The following is a 15,634-nucleotide window of genomic DNA, read 5'->3' on the forward strand; positions in this document are numbered from 1 at the left end:
AAAATAAATTAGTTGATAAGGTTGAACTGTTTTTGCAAGGAAACGTTAGAAGGATCCACAGCGTTACCTGATGTGTCAGTTACAAACTTGTTAGTTGCATTTGTAGAATTAAGGTACAATTCTACATAACTAGCATTAGTAGGTGCAACTTTAGATTTAAATGTCACTACTACTTTAGAAGCGTCATTAGCATCGACTTTAACATCAGTCACGGTAGCTGCAGAACCAGCTACACGAGCCAAGAAACCAGTAGAGTTAGTTGCAACATTCAAAGCTTCATTAAATGTCAGAGTAGCTGTGTAAGTGTACTCTTCTTCAACTGGTGTAGTGCTTGCTGTAACAACGAAGTTGTTGTCTGCAACCAATTTAGGTGCAACACCATCTTTAACATCTACGTTCAAACCATTAGCAACTTTGATACCATTAGGGCTAACAGATTGAATGTTATCTACATTTTGAACAGCAGCAAGTGAAGTGAATTTAGCATCAGTTGGTACTGCAGCAAACGTTTGAGTACCGGAAATTTCAAAGTGTGCCAAAGTTTTTCCATCCACAGTTTCAACATTGTTCAACTTCAGATCATATGTTGCATTAGTTACACTAATTTTGAAGTCGCTAGCAGATACAGAGGAAAGGTATCCATCGAATTGAACATCGATTTTTTTGTCAGAAACTGCTTTTGCAGATTCAACTTTGATTCTTCTCTCTGATTTAGCAGCTACCGCTTTTGTAACTACGTTACCAGCAATATAGTTGTCTTTAGTGTCAGCAACGTTAGCAATACGCACATTCAAAGTTTGACCATTTTGAACATAACCGCCATCTTTCGCTGGGAAAGAGATGCGTACTTGTTGTGCATTCACTTGAGTAACTTCAGTGTTTGCTGGCAATGGCAACAACGAACCTTCTGTTGTACCATTGTCAATACGGTAGTTATATTTGTTTGCATCAACTGCACTACCTGACCCACTCGCAGACATATCTTTGCTGAATGTCACGTATACATCCAGATCTTGAAGAGTTCCGTTACCAGTGCTTTGTTGTGTAAACCAAGCATCTGTAACTGTTGGTTTAGCAATATCACTTACATCGATAGTTGTAGTGTATGGCAACATAGTATTGGCAATTGCAGAAGTATCACGGATACCAGCGATTTCCAAAGTATATTTACCTTGTGGCAACTCACCGATTGTAGTGATTTGTACACGTCTGTTACCAGTACCGTCTACGAATTTAGGAGCATTAACTGGGTGACCAGCAGCTGTAAAGCCTCTAGTTGTTACCAGTTCGCCTTTTTCATTTTTCAATGTGAAGTTAGCATTAGCAGTTTTGGTAACATCATCACCTTCAACGCCTTTGCTGAATTCAACCGTGATTACATGGTTGTTATCTTTTACTTCAGCTGTTACAGCAGAAACTTCTGGACGAGTAGTATCAATTACTGGAGTTACTTTAGTAGTACGTGTAGCAGAGTTGTTGCTGTAGTCTGTTACACCTTCCAAAGTAATTGTGTTTTCACCCAGGCTGAGTTTGTTGTCATTACCAAAGTTAACAGTAACTTTGTTATCTTCCACTGTTACAGTACCTGTTTTACCAGAAGATGTGTGATAAGCTTTGCTAACCGATTTAACAGTTTCGTCGAATTCAATTTCAACTGTATTCAAGTTAGTTGCTTTTGCACTTGCTACTTCTGGAGCTGTAGTATCTTCAACTACTTCGAACTCAACTTCTTTTTGCAGAAGTTTGTAGTTAGCGTAGTCTTCTACACCATTGATTGTCAAAGTATGTTTACCAACAGTCAGATCAGTTGTGATAACTGCAACACTCGGGTAAGTGAAGTTAACATAACCAGAGATGGCTTTACCATCAATACGGAAGTTGGAAGTTGTGTTTACAGTAGAAGCTTTAACTGGCTCGGAGAATACAACTTTAAATGCTTTAGTTCCAAGACCTTTAACTTCAGTTACTTCTGGCAAAGTTGTATCCACAGGAGTCACTTGAACAGTGTCTTTGAATACTTTAGTTTTGTCAGAATTTTTAACATTGCTTACGTTCAACTTGTAAGTTTTTTGGGAAGTGAACGTTTGTTCTGCAGGCAACAACAATGTTACAGTTTTCTTATCAGTAGACAATGTTGCAGATTTGAATGTAAATCCATCTACTGTGTAGTTAGAAGCAAGTTCAGCACTATCAGCATCAACATCACCATCGAATGTTACAACAACTTGTTTGTAGTTGTTAGCTGTTGCACTTACAACTTTTTGAGCTGCAGTTACAACATAAGTAACTTTCTCAGTGAAAGCTTTATCTTTATAAGTGAATTTCACTTCAGTTTCTTTGTTAGCTTCAAGAGCTTTATCCAAAGTTACTTTTACAGTTTCACCGTCACTGATTTTGAACTCAACCACTTTACCAGCTTCAGTTACTGCGTAAGATTCAACTTTGATGCTTTGTGCTTCATCAATTGTGAAAGAAGCACCTACCAGCAATTCGCGCGAAGCGTTAGCTGAGAAGTTCAGACCAGCATCCAACAATCCAGCGTTGATCGCTGCTTGAACATAACCTTTAGCCCATTCAGGAGCACTGTTGTTAGTTTCAGCAGGGATTTCCAGATCAAGAGCACGTGTAAGGATTGTCGCCATTTGAGCGATTGTTACTTTACCATTGCTGTCAAAAGTTTTGCTGTTTGTGCTTACGCCTTCCATGATACCAGCAGCTGTTACTGCTTCAGCGTAAGGAACGAACCAGCTGTCAGCTTTGTAGTTTTTATCTGTATAAGTAAGAGTTCCAGTGATCTCTTTCAGACCAAGCAATTTAGTAACGACTTTTGCAAACTCAGCGCGAGTCATTTCTTTTTCCAAACCAGCGGAACCATCTGGATAACCAGAGAAGATACCTTTTGCTTTCAATGCATCAAATTGTTGTTGTGGTGAAACTGCTGTATCACCGAATGCTACAGATGCAAACATTGAGAATGCCATTGCTGTAGACAATGCTACGGATAAAATTTTCTTCATAACCTTTTTGTCTCCTCCTTGGGCGTTCATAACATTGGAATTTTCTTTAATAGGGTCGCTCGTGTTCCTCATTCTATTGTCGCACCCCCTTTCCAGAGTCATGAGCAAGTTAATATAAATGATGTCTGTGAGCATATCACAGAAACTTGTAAACAAGAATAATAATAGAATCATACGTAAATAGAGTAGTTTCCTAATCCTACCTTACGTATTATACAATGGGTCTCTCATGCCGTAAAGCAATTTTTTCTAATAAATAGACAAGATTCTTCACGAGGTCATTCTTGGTAAGTTCCCCAATGTTTTTGACTCTACATCTTAAACGCAGTAGATTTCAAAAAGTTGCGGATTCCTCAAAAAAAGTTTTGAACTTATTTATATACTGATGCAGTGCGGGTATTTGGTACGTTATAAACCATTAAATAGCTGTATTTAGTACAACCACTTCAAAATGATCCTGTGTAAGTAATGATAAGAACGTTTATTTATACCCGTTACTTTCCGCGATGAAGCGACAAATTCTACAATATTGAAAATAAAAAAAGAGGGCCCTCGGGGCACCTCTTCTTGAATCAGTAACTATTACTTAACGAATCTTCATTGCCAAATCAATAATCTGAGCACGCATATTCGGATCACTATTCAATCTCAGATACATATCGTCAATTGGCTGTCTGTTCTCCCGGTATGTTTTCTCATGCTTCATCGTGGTGTGAGACCATTCAATCAATTCATTCTCAGCCAGAACCAGATTGTTATACGCATCATGGAAGCCAGTAGACTTTACAAGTCCTTCCATCACTTCCTGAGAGATCTCTTCAGTCTTACGTGTATCTTCCAACTTTTTCTCAAGAATGACTGCCTGCTTCTCGAATTGTGTCTTCGCCTTCATGTAGCCCAGCTGGGCTCTTGAATAAATCGGTTTCATTAGCTAACTTCACCCTCTAGATCATTGTGTATTTACCGTTATTGTATCTTAATCTCTAGCAAATTACAAAAATAGTTATTGGTAAAAAGCAGTTTCCTTCTATTATAAATGAACTCTATACAAGATGTTCCTCCGTCATAAAAAGAACCCGCCCCTTTTAGTAAAAGGGACAGGTCCTTCCTAAAATTATCTTAACAATGCTAGATTAGCTCAATGTTTTAGGGAATAACTTCGTGCTCTTCTTAAGAAGTTCTACAGCAATCTTGGCTGCTTCTGCACGTGTCAGATTGCCTTTAGGATTAAATTGGTACATCGTTTTGGTAGATCCTGTGACCTGAACAGGGCTACCTTCCATAATTTTCGCTTTGGTTATCGCTTGTACTGATGGACGAGCATAGTACTCAATGGAAGTGGAGTCCTGGAACGACTTCGCTAAAGCTGAGGACAATTTGCTATCGTTGGCCGCAAGCTTGCTGCTCATTGCCCGCGCAATCATCACTGCTGCCTGTTCACGTGTAATCGAGTCCTCTACTCCAAAGTACCCATCGCTTAAACCTGTTACAATACCCGCTCTCGCCGCTGTTTCAATGGAGGCATAGTCCCACGTGTCGCTCTTCGTCGTAGGAGACACGTCAGTAAAGGTTTGTGTATTGGTATAGTTCAATGGGATATCCAGACCTTTAACTAGCAAGGTAGCGAATTCTCCGCGTGTCGTCTGATCATCTGAACCAAACGCGTTGAAACGCAGGTTATTCATGATCCCTTTGGAATACAATGCATTCAACAAATTTCTTGCCCACGGGTGATTCGTGATGTCCTGATAACTTTTACTTTGCTTCATCACTTTGTAGTATCCAAACTCATCAAATGAAACTGTAATCGTGTGTTTCTTGGTGTCCACGACTCCACCAACAGGAACCCATTGACCAATATTCGTTTTGTCTGTGTATCGGAATACCGTAATCGTTGAGCCCACCTCATCGACAATAGTCGGGTCATACGAGAGCGTTAATGTTCCCCGGTTTGAAGGAACCAGAACACGCTCTGTTGGATATTGCGTAAAGCTTCCTTCCAGCGAGTACGGTGTCACGCCATCTGTTCCCGGCTTGTATCCACTAGATCCTTTATCTCCAAGCTCACCAATTCCTCCGTTGATCCAGTACGTCTCCGAGATCGGCACAAAGTTACTTGTAGTGAGATTCGAGTTAAACATCTCTGTTAAAATGGTTGGCACTGTGATCGGTGTCAATCCTCCTGTACTACGAGGATCAGCCTGTCCGATATTAAAGCCATAGTCATTTTTCCGTTCAAGCACGCCATCCCTCGGATCAGCAATACCAAACAGGATTTTGTTGTCTGGGTAAAATTTGACTACACCACTGCTCGACTTCGCAGCTGATTGCAGTATGGTTCCTTTAGGGAAAGCCAACTCAAGCTTCTTGTTAAACACAGAATATTTATTGACAATCTTAGGTGCCATGTACTGCGCATCTGTCGCTACTGTACCTGTATAGAATACATTGACAGTATCGTTGATGGCACCGCCATCTCTGATAATCTGGATTTTAATAGCATTACTCTTATCCTGTTTCAGTCCTACATAATCCAGAACGAAGCGATTATTCATGTCCGGACGCTTAACGGCAGGTTCTTTATTGATCAGAACCTGAGTTGCTCCTTCAGCTTCAATATCAAAGTGCACATAGTTTTTAGTGACTACAATCTGCTCTCCTACGGTTGCTACAGGAGACAGGATACGATAAGAAGAAGGTTCTCTTACAATTTCCAGTCGTTGTGTCGTTCTTGCACCTGTTCCGTTAATTAACTCCAACGTGTAGACGTGGCTGCCAGGTGCATCAAATACATAGTTACGAATTCGAATCATAAATTCATCTTGATTTCCTGCAAAATCAAAGGTATGTCCATCTGATGTTTGCTTATTAATATCCTGTAAGTCCGTACCTGGGATCGGATTATAACTAAATATCAGCTTTGACCCAGAGTATAAGTTGGCAACTTGTGCACCGCCACCTTTGAATACAAGGTCATATCTTTCTTCGCTCGTTACGTATTTGCCATCCCGAATCACAAAGTCTGGCGTGACTTTGAAGATTTTGTCCATTTCCTCTGTTGTGTACTTGCTCACGTCTGCATCATAAAATTCCTGACGAGTGTCTGTCGGAACAAGGGTTGGCATGAATTTATCAATATTGGATACGTTACTATCCGAGATGTAGATTCTCAATTTTTTCTCAATAATTTTGGCTTTACCGGCACCATCCTGGTCAGTACCAATAATCGTGATTGTGTTTTCCCCGTATACAAGCGGTCCCTCTTTCTTAATGTCTAATGAGAATGAGAACTTGCCGTTTGTTCCTGGGAAACCAGTAACCTTGCTTTGATCGACCCCATTCACTAGCAACTGGGAAACAAATTGGTTTGAGCTTAATGTGCTGAATCCGATAAACTCGCCATCAACCTTTAAAGTATTCGTTATTCTTGAGTTAAAGTTATAGGTCTGTCCATCGTATAAGTTGGCTACATAGATATAGCTTTTAGAAGCGTAAGATACAGTAACGTCGTAATATGGATCTGGCGTTGTGTAGTAAAAGCGAATTTTCTGAGTACCATTGGCCAGGTTTTTGACCAAATATACTGCTTGTTTGCTTGTAAGGCCAGTAGCGGCCTTATCCGTTGCCGAAATATTAACCTTATTGGTACCTGTAGGCATGTATTGACCAATTGGTATTTCAGCACCAATGTCTTGACTCGATTCAACCAAGATATAGAAGCTATCCTTATCAATCTGAGCATTATTTAATGCGATTTTGTTCGTTACTGCTCCTCCAGCATAATCTGGAAGGTAATACATATCCGTAATTGCCTTCACGTCAGGAGCGTAAGTAAATTTACCTTTGTAACCTGCACTGAAATTGCCATAAACGACTGCAACATCGACTGTCTGATTCTTGGCAGGTTTTGTTGGATCCGTCGTACCTGGTTGCAATGCATACGCATTGTTTGTCTTGAAAGATACCAAACGGTACTCAGGTGTAGTTCCGTCTGGACCTGGAATGATGACCTCCTTAACACCCGTCAGTGTCATTGGTCTGCCATTAGCTGAAAATGTTCCTACATCCTCGAATGTACTGTTGCTGGCAGTGTAGGGCAATATTAATTGCACATCAAGCTTAGCTTCGCTAGCAGTCGTAGAGAACGTAGGTGTAACATCCAGTACTGATTTGCTATCGGCAGTACCCAAAATCACATCGAGCGCTGAGAACGGCTGGTTTTTATCATAATAATAAACGGAACGCTCTGTAATCACAGAATCGGAACCATTCGCTATGGTGAACTTCAAATTATTCAATCCAGCATTCAACTTAAGCTGGGGTGTGAAAAACGTCCCGTTTGGTAGCAAAGGGGTATCCAGTTCTTCCCCGCCATTAAGGGAAACCGTAACTTTGGATGAATTCTGAACTTTACCTTGTACTGATACGAGTTGTGTATTCACAACTGTCTGCGATCCTTCATTCAGACCATAAGACGTGTTGGACCCAGTGCTAGGATCGGTGAAAATCTTAAAGTCCTGAACAAAAGGAACCTGGTCATAGAGAACATAGAACGTGTCCGAGCGTTCCACTGCACCCTGATTACCGTAAAAGGTAATTCGGTTAAAACCCGGGAACAGTGTCAAATTGTTAGCAGAGAATTTATTGTTACCACTTGTGCTCGCAGTAACTGCAGTCGTATTCGCACGAGTAGCATCTGCTTCCCACTTCATCTTGGTGCTTCCCGCTGTCACAGGAACGGAGTTAAGCTGTTCGACCTTTACCCGCATCGTATCTTTGGATACGAACGCGTAAGCACCTGCTATCGTAAGCGTCCCTGAAGTCGTTTGGTAAGCCAAAGCCCGAGACAAAAATCTTGCATTATCTGAGTCATCCAAATTAAGATCGGCTGTATTGCTAATGGTGGTATTATCTGGTGTGAAATAAGTAGTCTGTGCGTTGGCAGCCGAAGCAACGGACCCACCGAATAGACCTTGTGGGAACAATGAGAACACCATGGTGACCAACATGATCCAGATCAACGGCCGTTTCTTTTGTTGCATTACGTATCATCTCTCCTCTTTTTAAGTCAGTTACCTTTATATATCGGCAAAAGGTTCCAATTATTTAGTAAAAATCTCAAAATAAACAAAAAACCTTATCCACTAGGGATAAGGTTGGGTCTGGAATAATATTCAAGAATAGCTGTAACCAATACATTTATCTATTTATGATTCGAACGGGTCTCCGGATTCAGCTTGACGCGCATACGCATCAGGAAGTTAATAACCGGTCTTCTCGTCTTACTAACAAGTCCGATGACTTCTGCTCCCACCTGGAGGAAGAACATCATGATACAGATGACCACGAATGTTACCCAGTTCGCTTCAAACATGGCAGCGGAAGATTGGATAATTGCCAGAACTCCGAAGAATGCAGCAATTCCATAAATGATCAGTACCGTCTGACGGTGACTGAATCCAAGTTCACGCAAGCAGTGATGCAGGTGACCTTTATCCGGTGCAAAAATCGGTTTCCGCTGTACCGCACGACGGATAATCGCGAAGAAGGTATCCGAGAGCGGCACACCGATAATGATCAGCGGGGTAATGAAGGACACGATAGCAATTTGTTTGAATCCGAGCATAGACAGCATCGCCAGAGAGAAACCAAGGAATAGTGAACCAGTATCTCCCATGAAGATCTTCGCCGGGTGGAAGTTGAAGAACAGGAATCCAATGATGCTACCCAACAACACAAGGCACATCAAAGCGATCATCATGTTCCCCATCAGGAAGGACATCACGGCAATGGTACCAATTGCAATACCAGATACACCAGCAGCCAGACCATCCAAACCGTCAATCAGGTTGATCGCATTCGTTACACCAACGATCCATAAGATCGTCAGCGGAATGGATACCCAAGCTTCGAGTGAAGAATAGGAATCCTGAAAAGGAATGTTAACGAAATCTACGCGGATATTAAATCCGAATACAACGACAGAAGCAGCAACGATCTGACCAAGTAACTTCACTTTGGCTGATAGTTCAAACCGATCATCGAGTGCTCCAATCAGTACGATAATCGTTCCACCAATCAGAAACGCGCTGACAAAACTCATATCCCGAGTCGTGAACCATGCCGATACAAATGGAAGCAACGCAGCAACCGTAATAATAAAGGCCAGAAATATTCCTAGGCCACCAAGACGTGGCATGATCCGTGTGTGTACTTTACGTGCATTCGGCGTATCCATCGCGCCAATGCGGACTGCGAACTTTTTGACAAGTGGTGTCAGGGCAAGAGCCAGTCCCATTGACACGATAAATCCAATGATAAAGATCGCTACCATTTGAACATTCGACCCCCAATTATAATACCTGTACGAAATTATAAATCCCCTGATCTCTTTTTATATATGAAAATTATTGTTAGTCACTTTTGATGAAAAATTTTGTTACACGATAACGAAGAGTGCAAGGAAAACCTAGAGAAGTGTAACGTTCGCATTTATCACCGGATTTCATCCTTTGGAAAAGGATAAAAGGAAATCTGGGGATAACGGCGATCGACAGGTTGCCTTGCAATCGTAGTGCCAAGTGTAACGCTTCTGTTTTCATGGAGTGGCACACATGTAATCCGGAATGAATTATACGCTCATCACACCCGAAAAGCCATCCTCAATTTCTAGCAAAAACAAGCATTTATCTCGCAATTACCTGTTTTTAACGGACTTTCATCACGTTTTCTTTGTCCCGCATCACCTTAACAGCGAATTTCGGAAGCGCAAGCATCCGTCCAGCCCGGCTTGGTTCACGCAACAAGCGATAGAACCACTCCAGTCTTAACTTTTGGAAAAGGACAGGCGCACGTTTGGTTTTGCCCGAAATTACATCAAAACTGCCGCCAACGCCCATGGTTACGGGAACCTGCAGTGCATCTTTGTGCTGGTGAATCCACGGTTCTTGTGTGTCGGCTCCACGTGCTACAAACAACAGATCAGGTGCTGCTTCCCGAATGGAAGCGACGACCTGTTCATCCTCAGCCGGACCAAAATAACCGTCGCGATAACCCACAATTCGAATCGCCGGATATTGCTGTTGTAACCGAACTGCCGTTTCTTGAATCACCTCAGGGGTCGAACCAAGCAGATATACGCCCCATCGATAGTTTTCTCCAACACGCAGCAATTCATGTAAAAGCTCAAATCCCGGCACTCGCTCAGCTACAGGATCTCCACAATAGTTCGCAGCCCATACAACACCTGTTCCATCAGGAACAATCAATTCCGCAGCTTGCATGACTTCCATGATTGCGGGATTTTCCAATGCGGCCATAACCATAATCGGATTGGCTGTAATGACCTGATGGGGTGTCTGCTTGGAAAGCACAGCTTCCTGGAGAACCTTCACCGTTTCTTTCATCGTCAGTTTGGAAAAAGGAATGCCGTAGATCGAAACGGTAGGTATTGATCCGGTCTGACTCATCTTTATCTCATCCTTTGCGGCCTAAATAGTTAATAATCTGCTGTGCAGGCACTCTGGCTTCCTGCTTCAGTTCGGTGATGCCTTCTTCATGTTCCTTCAACCACTGTGAACGTTGATCCAGCAGTCCAACGACCGTCTTGGCGAGCTTGTCGCCATCGAGTGTATCCGTATTGCCTGCTGGTTCACTATCCAGACGAAGCAGGAATTGATCAATTTTCGGATCATATGAGATGCCCACCGGAGGAACATATTGCGATGCTGCATAGATCAGACTGTGCAGACGCATACCGATGACAAGATCACACTTGCTGACTTCCTCCAGCATAAGCTGAGGATCGGTCAGATCCGGTGTGATGCTAATCTCACTGCCTTTGCTAGTCACATCACCGAGCATTTCCATAAGGAATCGTGATGCCTGTTCATCATTCGGCAAATGAAATGGCAGAAAGCGCAAGTGCACGGCTCTTTTGGAGCACAGCTTTTTCAATCCGGCTGCAATAGCCGTAAGCTCCTTCCGGTCTGACTCCCAGAACCGCACCGATATGCCGATCACAGGAAGCTTGGTATGTCCTCCAGATGAAGCTTCCACTCGGCTAGCTTGATTAGCAGCATTTGCTGAAATAGCACCTGTGCCACTCTCCACTTTTGCTTCAGGTAATGGCAAACCCATGACTGGGTCGGGTACTACATGGATCTGATTCCACTGTAGCCCGAGCCCACGTAGGTAGTCTGCAGATTGTTCATCCCGAACGGATACATAGGTACAGGCCTTGAAGACTGATTTTATCATCGGATTGAAAATTTTACGCTTCACAGGGCCAATACCCTGTGCATAGATAAACGTTGGTTTTTTCAGCCACTGGGCCAGCTTGATGACACCCAGATAATAAGGAATGGATTTCAGTCCAGTTGCATCCTGTAATAGACTTCCTCCGCCACTGATTAATCCGTCACTCTCCTTGAGAGCTTCACGGACTTCCTTGAGTTTCATGCGATGAACAGAGCGTACACCGTACATGGAGGTTGTCCACTCGGGGTCACCCGAGAGTACAATCGGCTCAATGGTGACGTTCGACCTCTGACTTTCCTCTTCCAGCGCTGTCAAAATCGACTTTAGCACCGCTTCGTCTCCGCTGTTGCGGAATCCGTAATACCCCGAGATGACTAACTTTTGAGAAGTGGTGACCATTTTTTCCAACATCCTTCCGCTACTTGCCACACACCCACAGCAATGATACCGAAGATTAAGCCAAGTCCCAATCCCATCACTCCACGAATGAGTGACAATACAGCTGGCGTATGAATATGCGCGAACGTATCCACCATGGACAATTGTCCAATAGCTGCAATAATGAGCACAAAAATGACTTTACGATATTTTAAAGCGGCGAACACGCCAACGATAAACAGCGGGTGTCCCAGCATGAATTCTTTGAATCTCGGCCGTACACCGAACGTATCTTCCAGCGTGGTACGCAGGAACATCTCGAATGGTGTTACTGAACCCGAGTTACCTGTACGACTCAAATAATAGTATCCAACAACGGCAGCAACGAGTGCCAAAACAACCATTAACACATTAATTGGCATACGAAGCATTTCTTTAATTTTCTTAATAGAGAACGAACCTGAACCACGGTAAAACACAATGTAAATCGCTACCAGGGCCATAGGTGCGAAGTGCAACAGACTCACGCCGCGGAACTGGTTAATCACCAGACTGTACGTAATGCTGTTAAGCAACGCGATGACAAAAGGTACCGCCAGGAACGATAGAATTGACGTTCTTACATATAAAACTAATGTCTGCTTCAAACGACGACCCGCAGATGCGTCTGGTTGACGTTGTTGCTGATAGTTCACTGTACGAACGGCCAGCACCATCGCTATGGTCGGCGCAGCTATGGCCACAAGCAAGGCAATTCCTTGCTCCAGCAGCGTTGGTTTTAAGAGGAACAATCCGGCACTGCCCACTAGAGCAACTACAAATGAGATCAAGGTCAGTAGTGGGATAAAGTAAGAAACCATAAGTGCAATCATCGCAATTGCACCAACGAGAGCAACCAGCTTGGCATAACGCTGAATCGACGAATCCTTAACTGTAAATGCTTCAGCTTGTCCTAGTTCGAATCCATGCTTCGCCATGCGTTCTACCGCATGACCTGGTTCACCCAGGCTGTTGATCAGATTCTCAATTGGATCTGTAATCATGGCCTTTGCTGTGTTCCGGCTTGGCGATGCATTCATATAGAGCATACGAATGTTACGGTCTTTGGTTGCCAGAACAAAGCGGTCAGCAATTGTATCTACGTCCAGATTGGCATCTCCATCACTAAGCGAGTATAAACGCGTGACATTGTAGTCTGTTTTATAAGCAAGGGTCTGGAATCCCGACTGCGGTTTCTTCAAGTTCTCAATGGCTGCAAGACCAATGTTGTGTTTGTTCAGCAACTGTGCGAACTGGTCGAGACTTTTCATCTCTGCATTATCATTGTACCCTTTCACAGCATCACCATCAAACAAGATGCGCTTCACGCCATTTTCCTCGAAGAAGGTAAGCAAGCGCTCCATCGATTCCTGGCTGTATGGCACACCGTCCGAGATGCGGGGCAAAATGTAGAAACCTTTATCACGCAGCATCTTCACGGCAACCGGATCGGGCTGCAAAGGCTGCATGTTGGCATTCTCCGGAGGAGTCTGCAATATTAAGCCGCTACGACCTTCATATTCCCATGGTAGCACTGGAATCTGCCGATCAGCGAACGTTTGTTCAATAATAGGGGTATACGTCTGTGTGTTTTCCTCTGATGTAAATAACACATACGTGTAATTTGCGTTAGAAGGAATCACATCTTTGGTCAGGTTCGCGAGATCCTGGCCGTTGTATACCATTAGTCGGCGTGTCTTTCTCAGCTCGTCCAATGTACTTTCGAACACAGCCATCGTTGTTACGCCTGCGTCTTTCAGACGAGTCAATTGTTCATTCATGAAATCTTGCGGATGTGCCTGATAGGCGGAAATATCCAGCAGACCTCGATAGTTGAAGACAAGCTCCACCTTTTTGGCAGAAGATTCTGTCTGCACCCGATCACTGATTACAGGGATGGACGCAACGAGACCGATAATAACGACGAGCCACAACCACTTCCGAGAAGCGTTATTCCAATAAAGCCATTTTTGACGCACTACATGTACCTCCTCAAGTGTTGGAACCAAATGCACGTTCAGCTCAAGTAATTCGTTCATTTAACATTTATACAATAGGTTACAAACAGCTTGTGTCAACAAGCCCTCTTATATGCTAGATCCATCTACACTTTTATTTCAAAGAAAAACCCCTCCGCCAACCAACCTTACGGTGCGGAGAGGCCTTCTCATGTTCTTGCTCATTGCTGCATTCGTATTATTGTGCGTCTACACGCGACATCACTGTAGTCACCAGACGCTCGATCCGGCTTTCCGCATCTTCCAAGTTCTCTCCACGCACGGCGAAGTATACTTTGATCTTCGGTTCTGTTCCTGAAGGGCGCAAGCAGAACCATGAACCGTCTGCCAAAATGAACTTCAGTACGTTCTCCTTCGGAAGACCGTCTAAACCAAGGGAGTAGTCCAGTACATCTTGTACAGCAATTCCCGCTACTTCTTGTGGCGGATTGGAACGCCAGTCGGTCATTTTGCCCTGAATCTGAGCTACGCCATCTTTGCCTTTCAGCGTACGGGACTCCAGCTTCTCCAGGAAGTATCCGAATTGGTTGTACAACTCTTGCAAGACATCATAGAGCGTCTTGCCTTGACTCTTATAATACGCAGCAGCTTCAGCAATCAGCATCGAGGCAAGGACAGCATCCTTGTCACGGGCATAGTTGCCGGAAAGGTAGCCATAACTCTCTTCATATCCGAACAAGAATGTATGACTGCCTGTTGCTTCGAACTGGTTCATTTTTTCACCGATATATTTGAAGCCTGTCAGTGTATTCATCACTTCTGCACCGTAATGTTCAGCAATGACAGCACCCATCTCACTTGTTACGATCGTTTTGACAACCGCACCATTGCTTGGCAGTGTACCCGTCTCTTGCAGGCGACTTAACAGGTAATGTACCATAATGGCACCAGACTGGTTACCGGACAAGACGAAAAATTTGCCATCGTTGTCTTTCACAACAGCACCCATACGGTCTGCATCCGGATCTGTTCCGATCAGAATGTCAGCGCCTACGGATTCTCCCAGCTTCATTGCAAGCGTAAACGCTTCGCGTTCTTCCGGGTTAGGGGATTTCACTGTAGAGAACTCAGCATCCGGCTGTTCTTGTTCCGCTACAATGTGCACTTGCTCGAATCCGATCTGCTCCAGCACGCGACGTACAGGGATGTTGCCTGTTCCGTGCAGCGGTGTGTATACGATTTTGAAATCACGGCCTACGGATTGGATCAGTTCGCGGCTCAGGCTGCAGCTTGCTACGGTATCCACGAACGCTTGGTCTTGCTCTTCACCCAACCAAATCAGAAGGCCTTGAGCTTCTGCTTCTTCTTGCGTCAGCTTCTTCACATCAGCAAGAGAAGGCACTTCTTGAATGTACTGAATGACTTTTTCCGCTTCATCCGGCACCAATTGACCGCCCTCATGATTGTAGACTTTATATCCGTTATATTCCGGTGGGTTATGGCTCGCTGTAACGACGATTCCGCCAGTTGCATTCTGATGACGAACCGCGAATGACAACTCAGGAGTTGAACGCAAGGATGGGAACAGCTTGGCTACAATGCCGTTTCCAGCCAGTACAAGCGCAGCATCCAGTGTGAATTCAGGTGAGAAATGACGGGAATCATGAGCAATGACGACAGAAGGTTTGCCTTCTTGGTCACCATGCTGCTCAAGGAGATAACGCGCAAACCCTTGCGTCGCCCGACCCACAGTGTAACGATTCATCCGATTGCTTCCGGCACCAATGACTCCACGCAATCCTCCTGTACCGAACTCCAGGTTTCTGTAAAAACGTTCCTCCAGCTCTTTCGGCTGATCCTGCAAGTCACGAAGCTCCTGTTTCGTTGCTTCATCAATCGAAGCATCCTCCAACCATTGCTGCAACGTTTCTGCTGCTGCTGTACTTAACTGTTCCATTCCGATAAACCCCTTCCGTCTATATA

At 43.9% G+C, this 15,634-nt stretch carries 8 protein-coding genes; all 8 read right to left on the minus strand.

The features are described 5' to 3' along the window. Positions 1 to 8: 8 nt before the first annotated feature. On the minus strand, positions 9 to 3,017 hold the full coding sequence (locus tag HF638_RS28780) for an S-layer homology domain-containing protein (protein WP_282435647.1): 3,009 nt from the start codon (positions 3,015 to 3,017) through the stop codon (positions 9 to 11). Between the two features lie 586 nt (positions 3,018 to 3,603). After that, a complete protein-coding gene (locus HF638_RS08060; RefSeq protein ID WP_169479757.1) occupies positions 3,604 to 3,945 on the minus strand; it encodes a hypothetical protein in 342 nt (113 codons plus the stop codon). 205 nt (positions 3,946 to 4,150) lie between these two features. Then, positions 4,151 to 8,059 (minus strand): S-layer homology domain-containing protein, encoded by a 3,909-nt coding sequence (locus HF638_RS08065; RefSeq protein WP_169479758.1) that lies wholly within the window; start codon positions 8,057 to 8,059, stop codon positions 4,151 to 4,153. Between the two features lie 161 nt (positions 8,060 to 8,220). Continuing rightward, positions 8,221 to 9,351 carry a glycosyltransferase family 4 protein gene (locus HF638_RS08070; protein ID WP_169479759.1) on the minus strand — a complete coding sequence of 377 codons (1,131 nt, stop codon included), beginning with the start codon at positions 9,349 to 9,351 and terminating at the stop codon, positions 8,221 to 8,223. A 373-nt stretch (positions 9,352 to 9,724) separates the two neighbouring features. Then, positions 9,725 to 10,486, minus strand: coding sequence for a WecB/TagA/CpsF family glycosyltransferase (locus HF638_RS08075; RefSeq protein WP_169479760.1), 762 nt, complete (start codon positions 10,484 to 10,486; stop codon positions 9,725 to 9,727). Between the two features lie 7 nt (positions 10,487 to 10,493). After that, a complete protein-coding gene (csaB, locus tag HF638_RS08080) occupies positions 10,494 to 11,675 on the minus strand; it encodes a polysaccharide pyruvyl transferase CsaB (protein WP_169479761.1) in 1,182 nt (393 codons plus the stop codon). Further along, on the minus strand, positions 11,651 to 13,672 hold the full coding sequence (locus HF638_RS08085; RefSeq protein ID WP_169479762.1) for a DUF5693 family protein: 2,022 nt from the start codon (positions 13,670 to 13,672) through the stop codon (positions 11,651 to 11,653). The genes csaB and HF638_RS08085 overlap by 25 nt, the downstream gene beginning before the upstream one ends. Positions 13,673 to 13,889: 217 nt before the next feature. Beyond that, positions 13,890 to 15,608: a phospho-sugar mutase gene (locus HF638_RS08090; RefSeq protein WP_169479763.1), complete on the minus strand. Its 1,719-nt coding sequence runs from the start codon at positions 15,606 to 15,608 to the stop codon at positions 13,890 to 13,892. Between the last annotated feature and the right edge of the window lie 26 nt (positions 15,609 to 15,634).

The organism is Paenibacillus sp. SZ31, assembly GCF_012912005.1.
In the GTDB taxonomy this organism is placed as follows: domain Bacteria; phylum Bacillota; class Bacilli; order Paenibacillales; family Paenibacillaceae; genus Paenibacillus.

Bases quoted from the DNA above. Each gene is read 5' to 3' on its own strand.
- HF638_RS28780 (WP_282435647.1), bottom strand. From the start codon at position 3,017: ATGAAGAAAATTTTATCCGTAGCATTGTCTACAGCAATGGCATTCTCA.
- HF638_RS08060 (WP_169479757.1), bottom strand. From the start codon at position 3,945: ATGAAACCGATTTATTCAAGAGCCCAGCTGGGCTACATGAAGGCGAAG.
- HF638_RS08065 (WP_169479758.1), bottom strand. From the start codon at position 8,059: ATGCAACAAAAGAAACGGCCGTTGATCTGGATCATGTTGGTCACCATG.
- HF638_RS08070 (WP_169479759.1), bottom strand. From the start codon at position 9,351: ATGGTAGCGATCTTTATCATTGGATTTATCGTGTCAATGGGACTGGCT.
- HF638_RS08075 (WP_169479760.1), bottom strand. From the start codon at position 10,486: ATGAGTCAGACCGGATCAATACCTACCGTTTCGATCTACGGCATTCCT.
- csaB (WP_169479761.1), bottom strand. From the start codon at position 11,675: ATGGTCACCACTTCTCAAAAGTTAGTCATCTCGGGGTATTACGGATTC.
- HF638_RS08090 (WP_169479763.1), bottom strand. From the start codon at position 15,608: ATGGAACAGTTAAGTACAGCAGCAGCAGAAACGTTGCAGCAATGGTTG.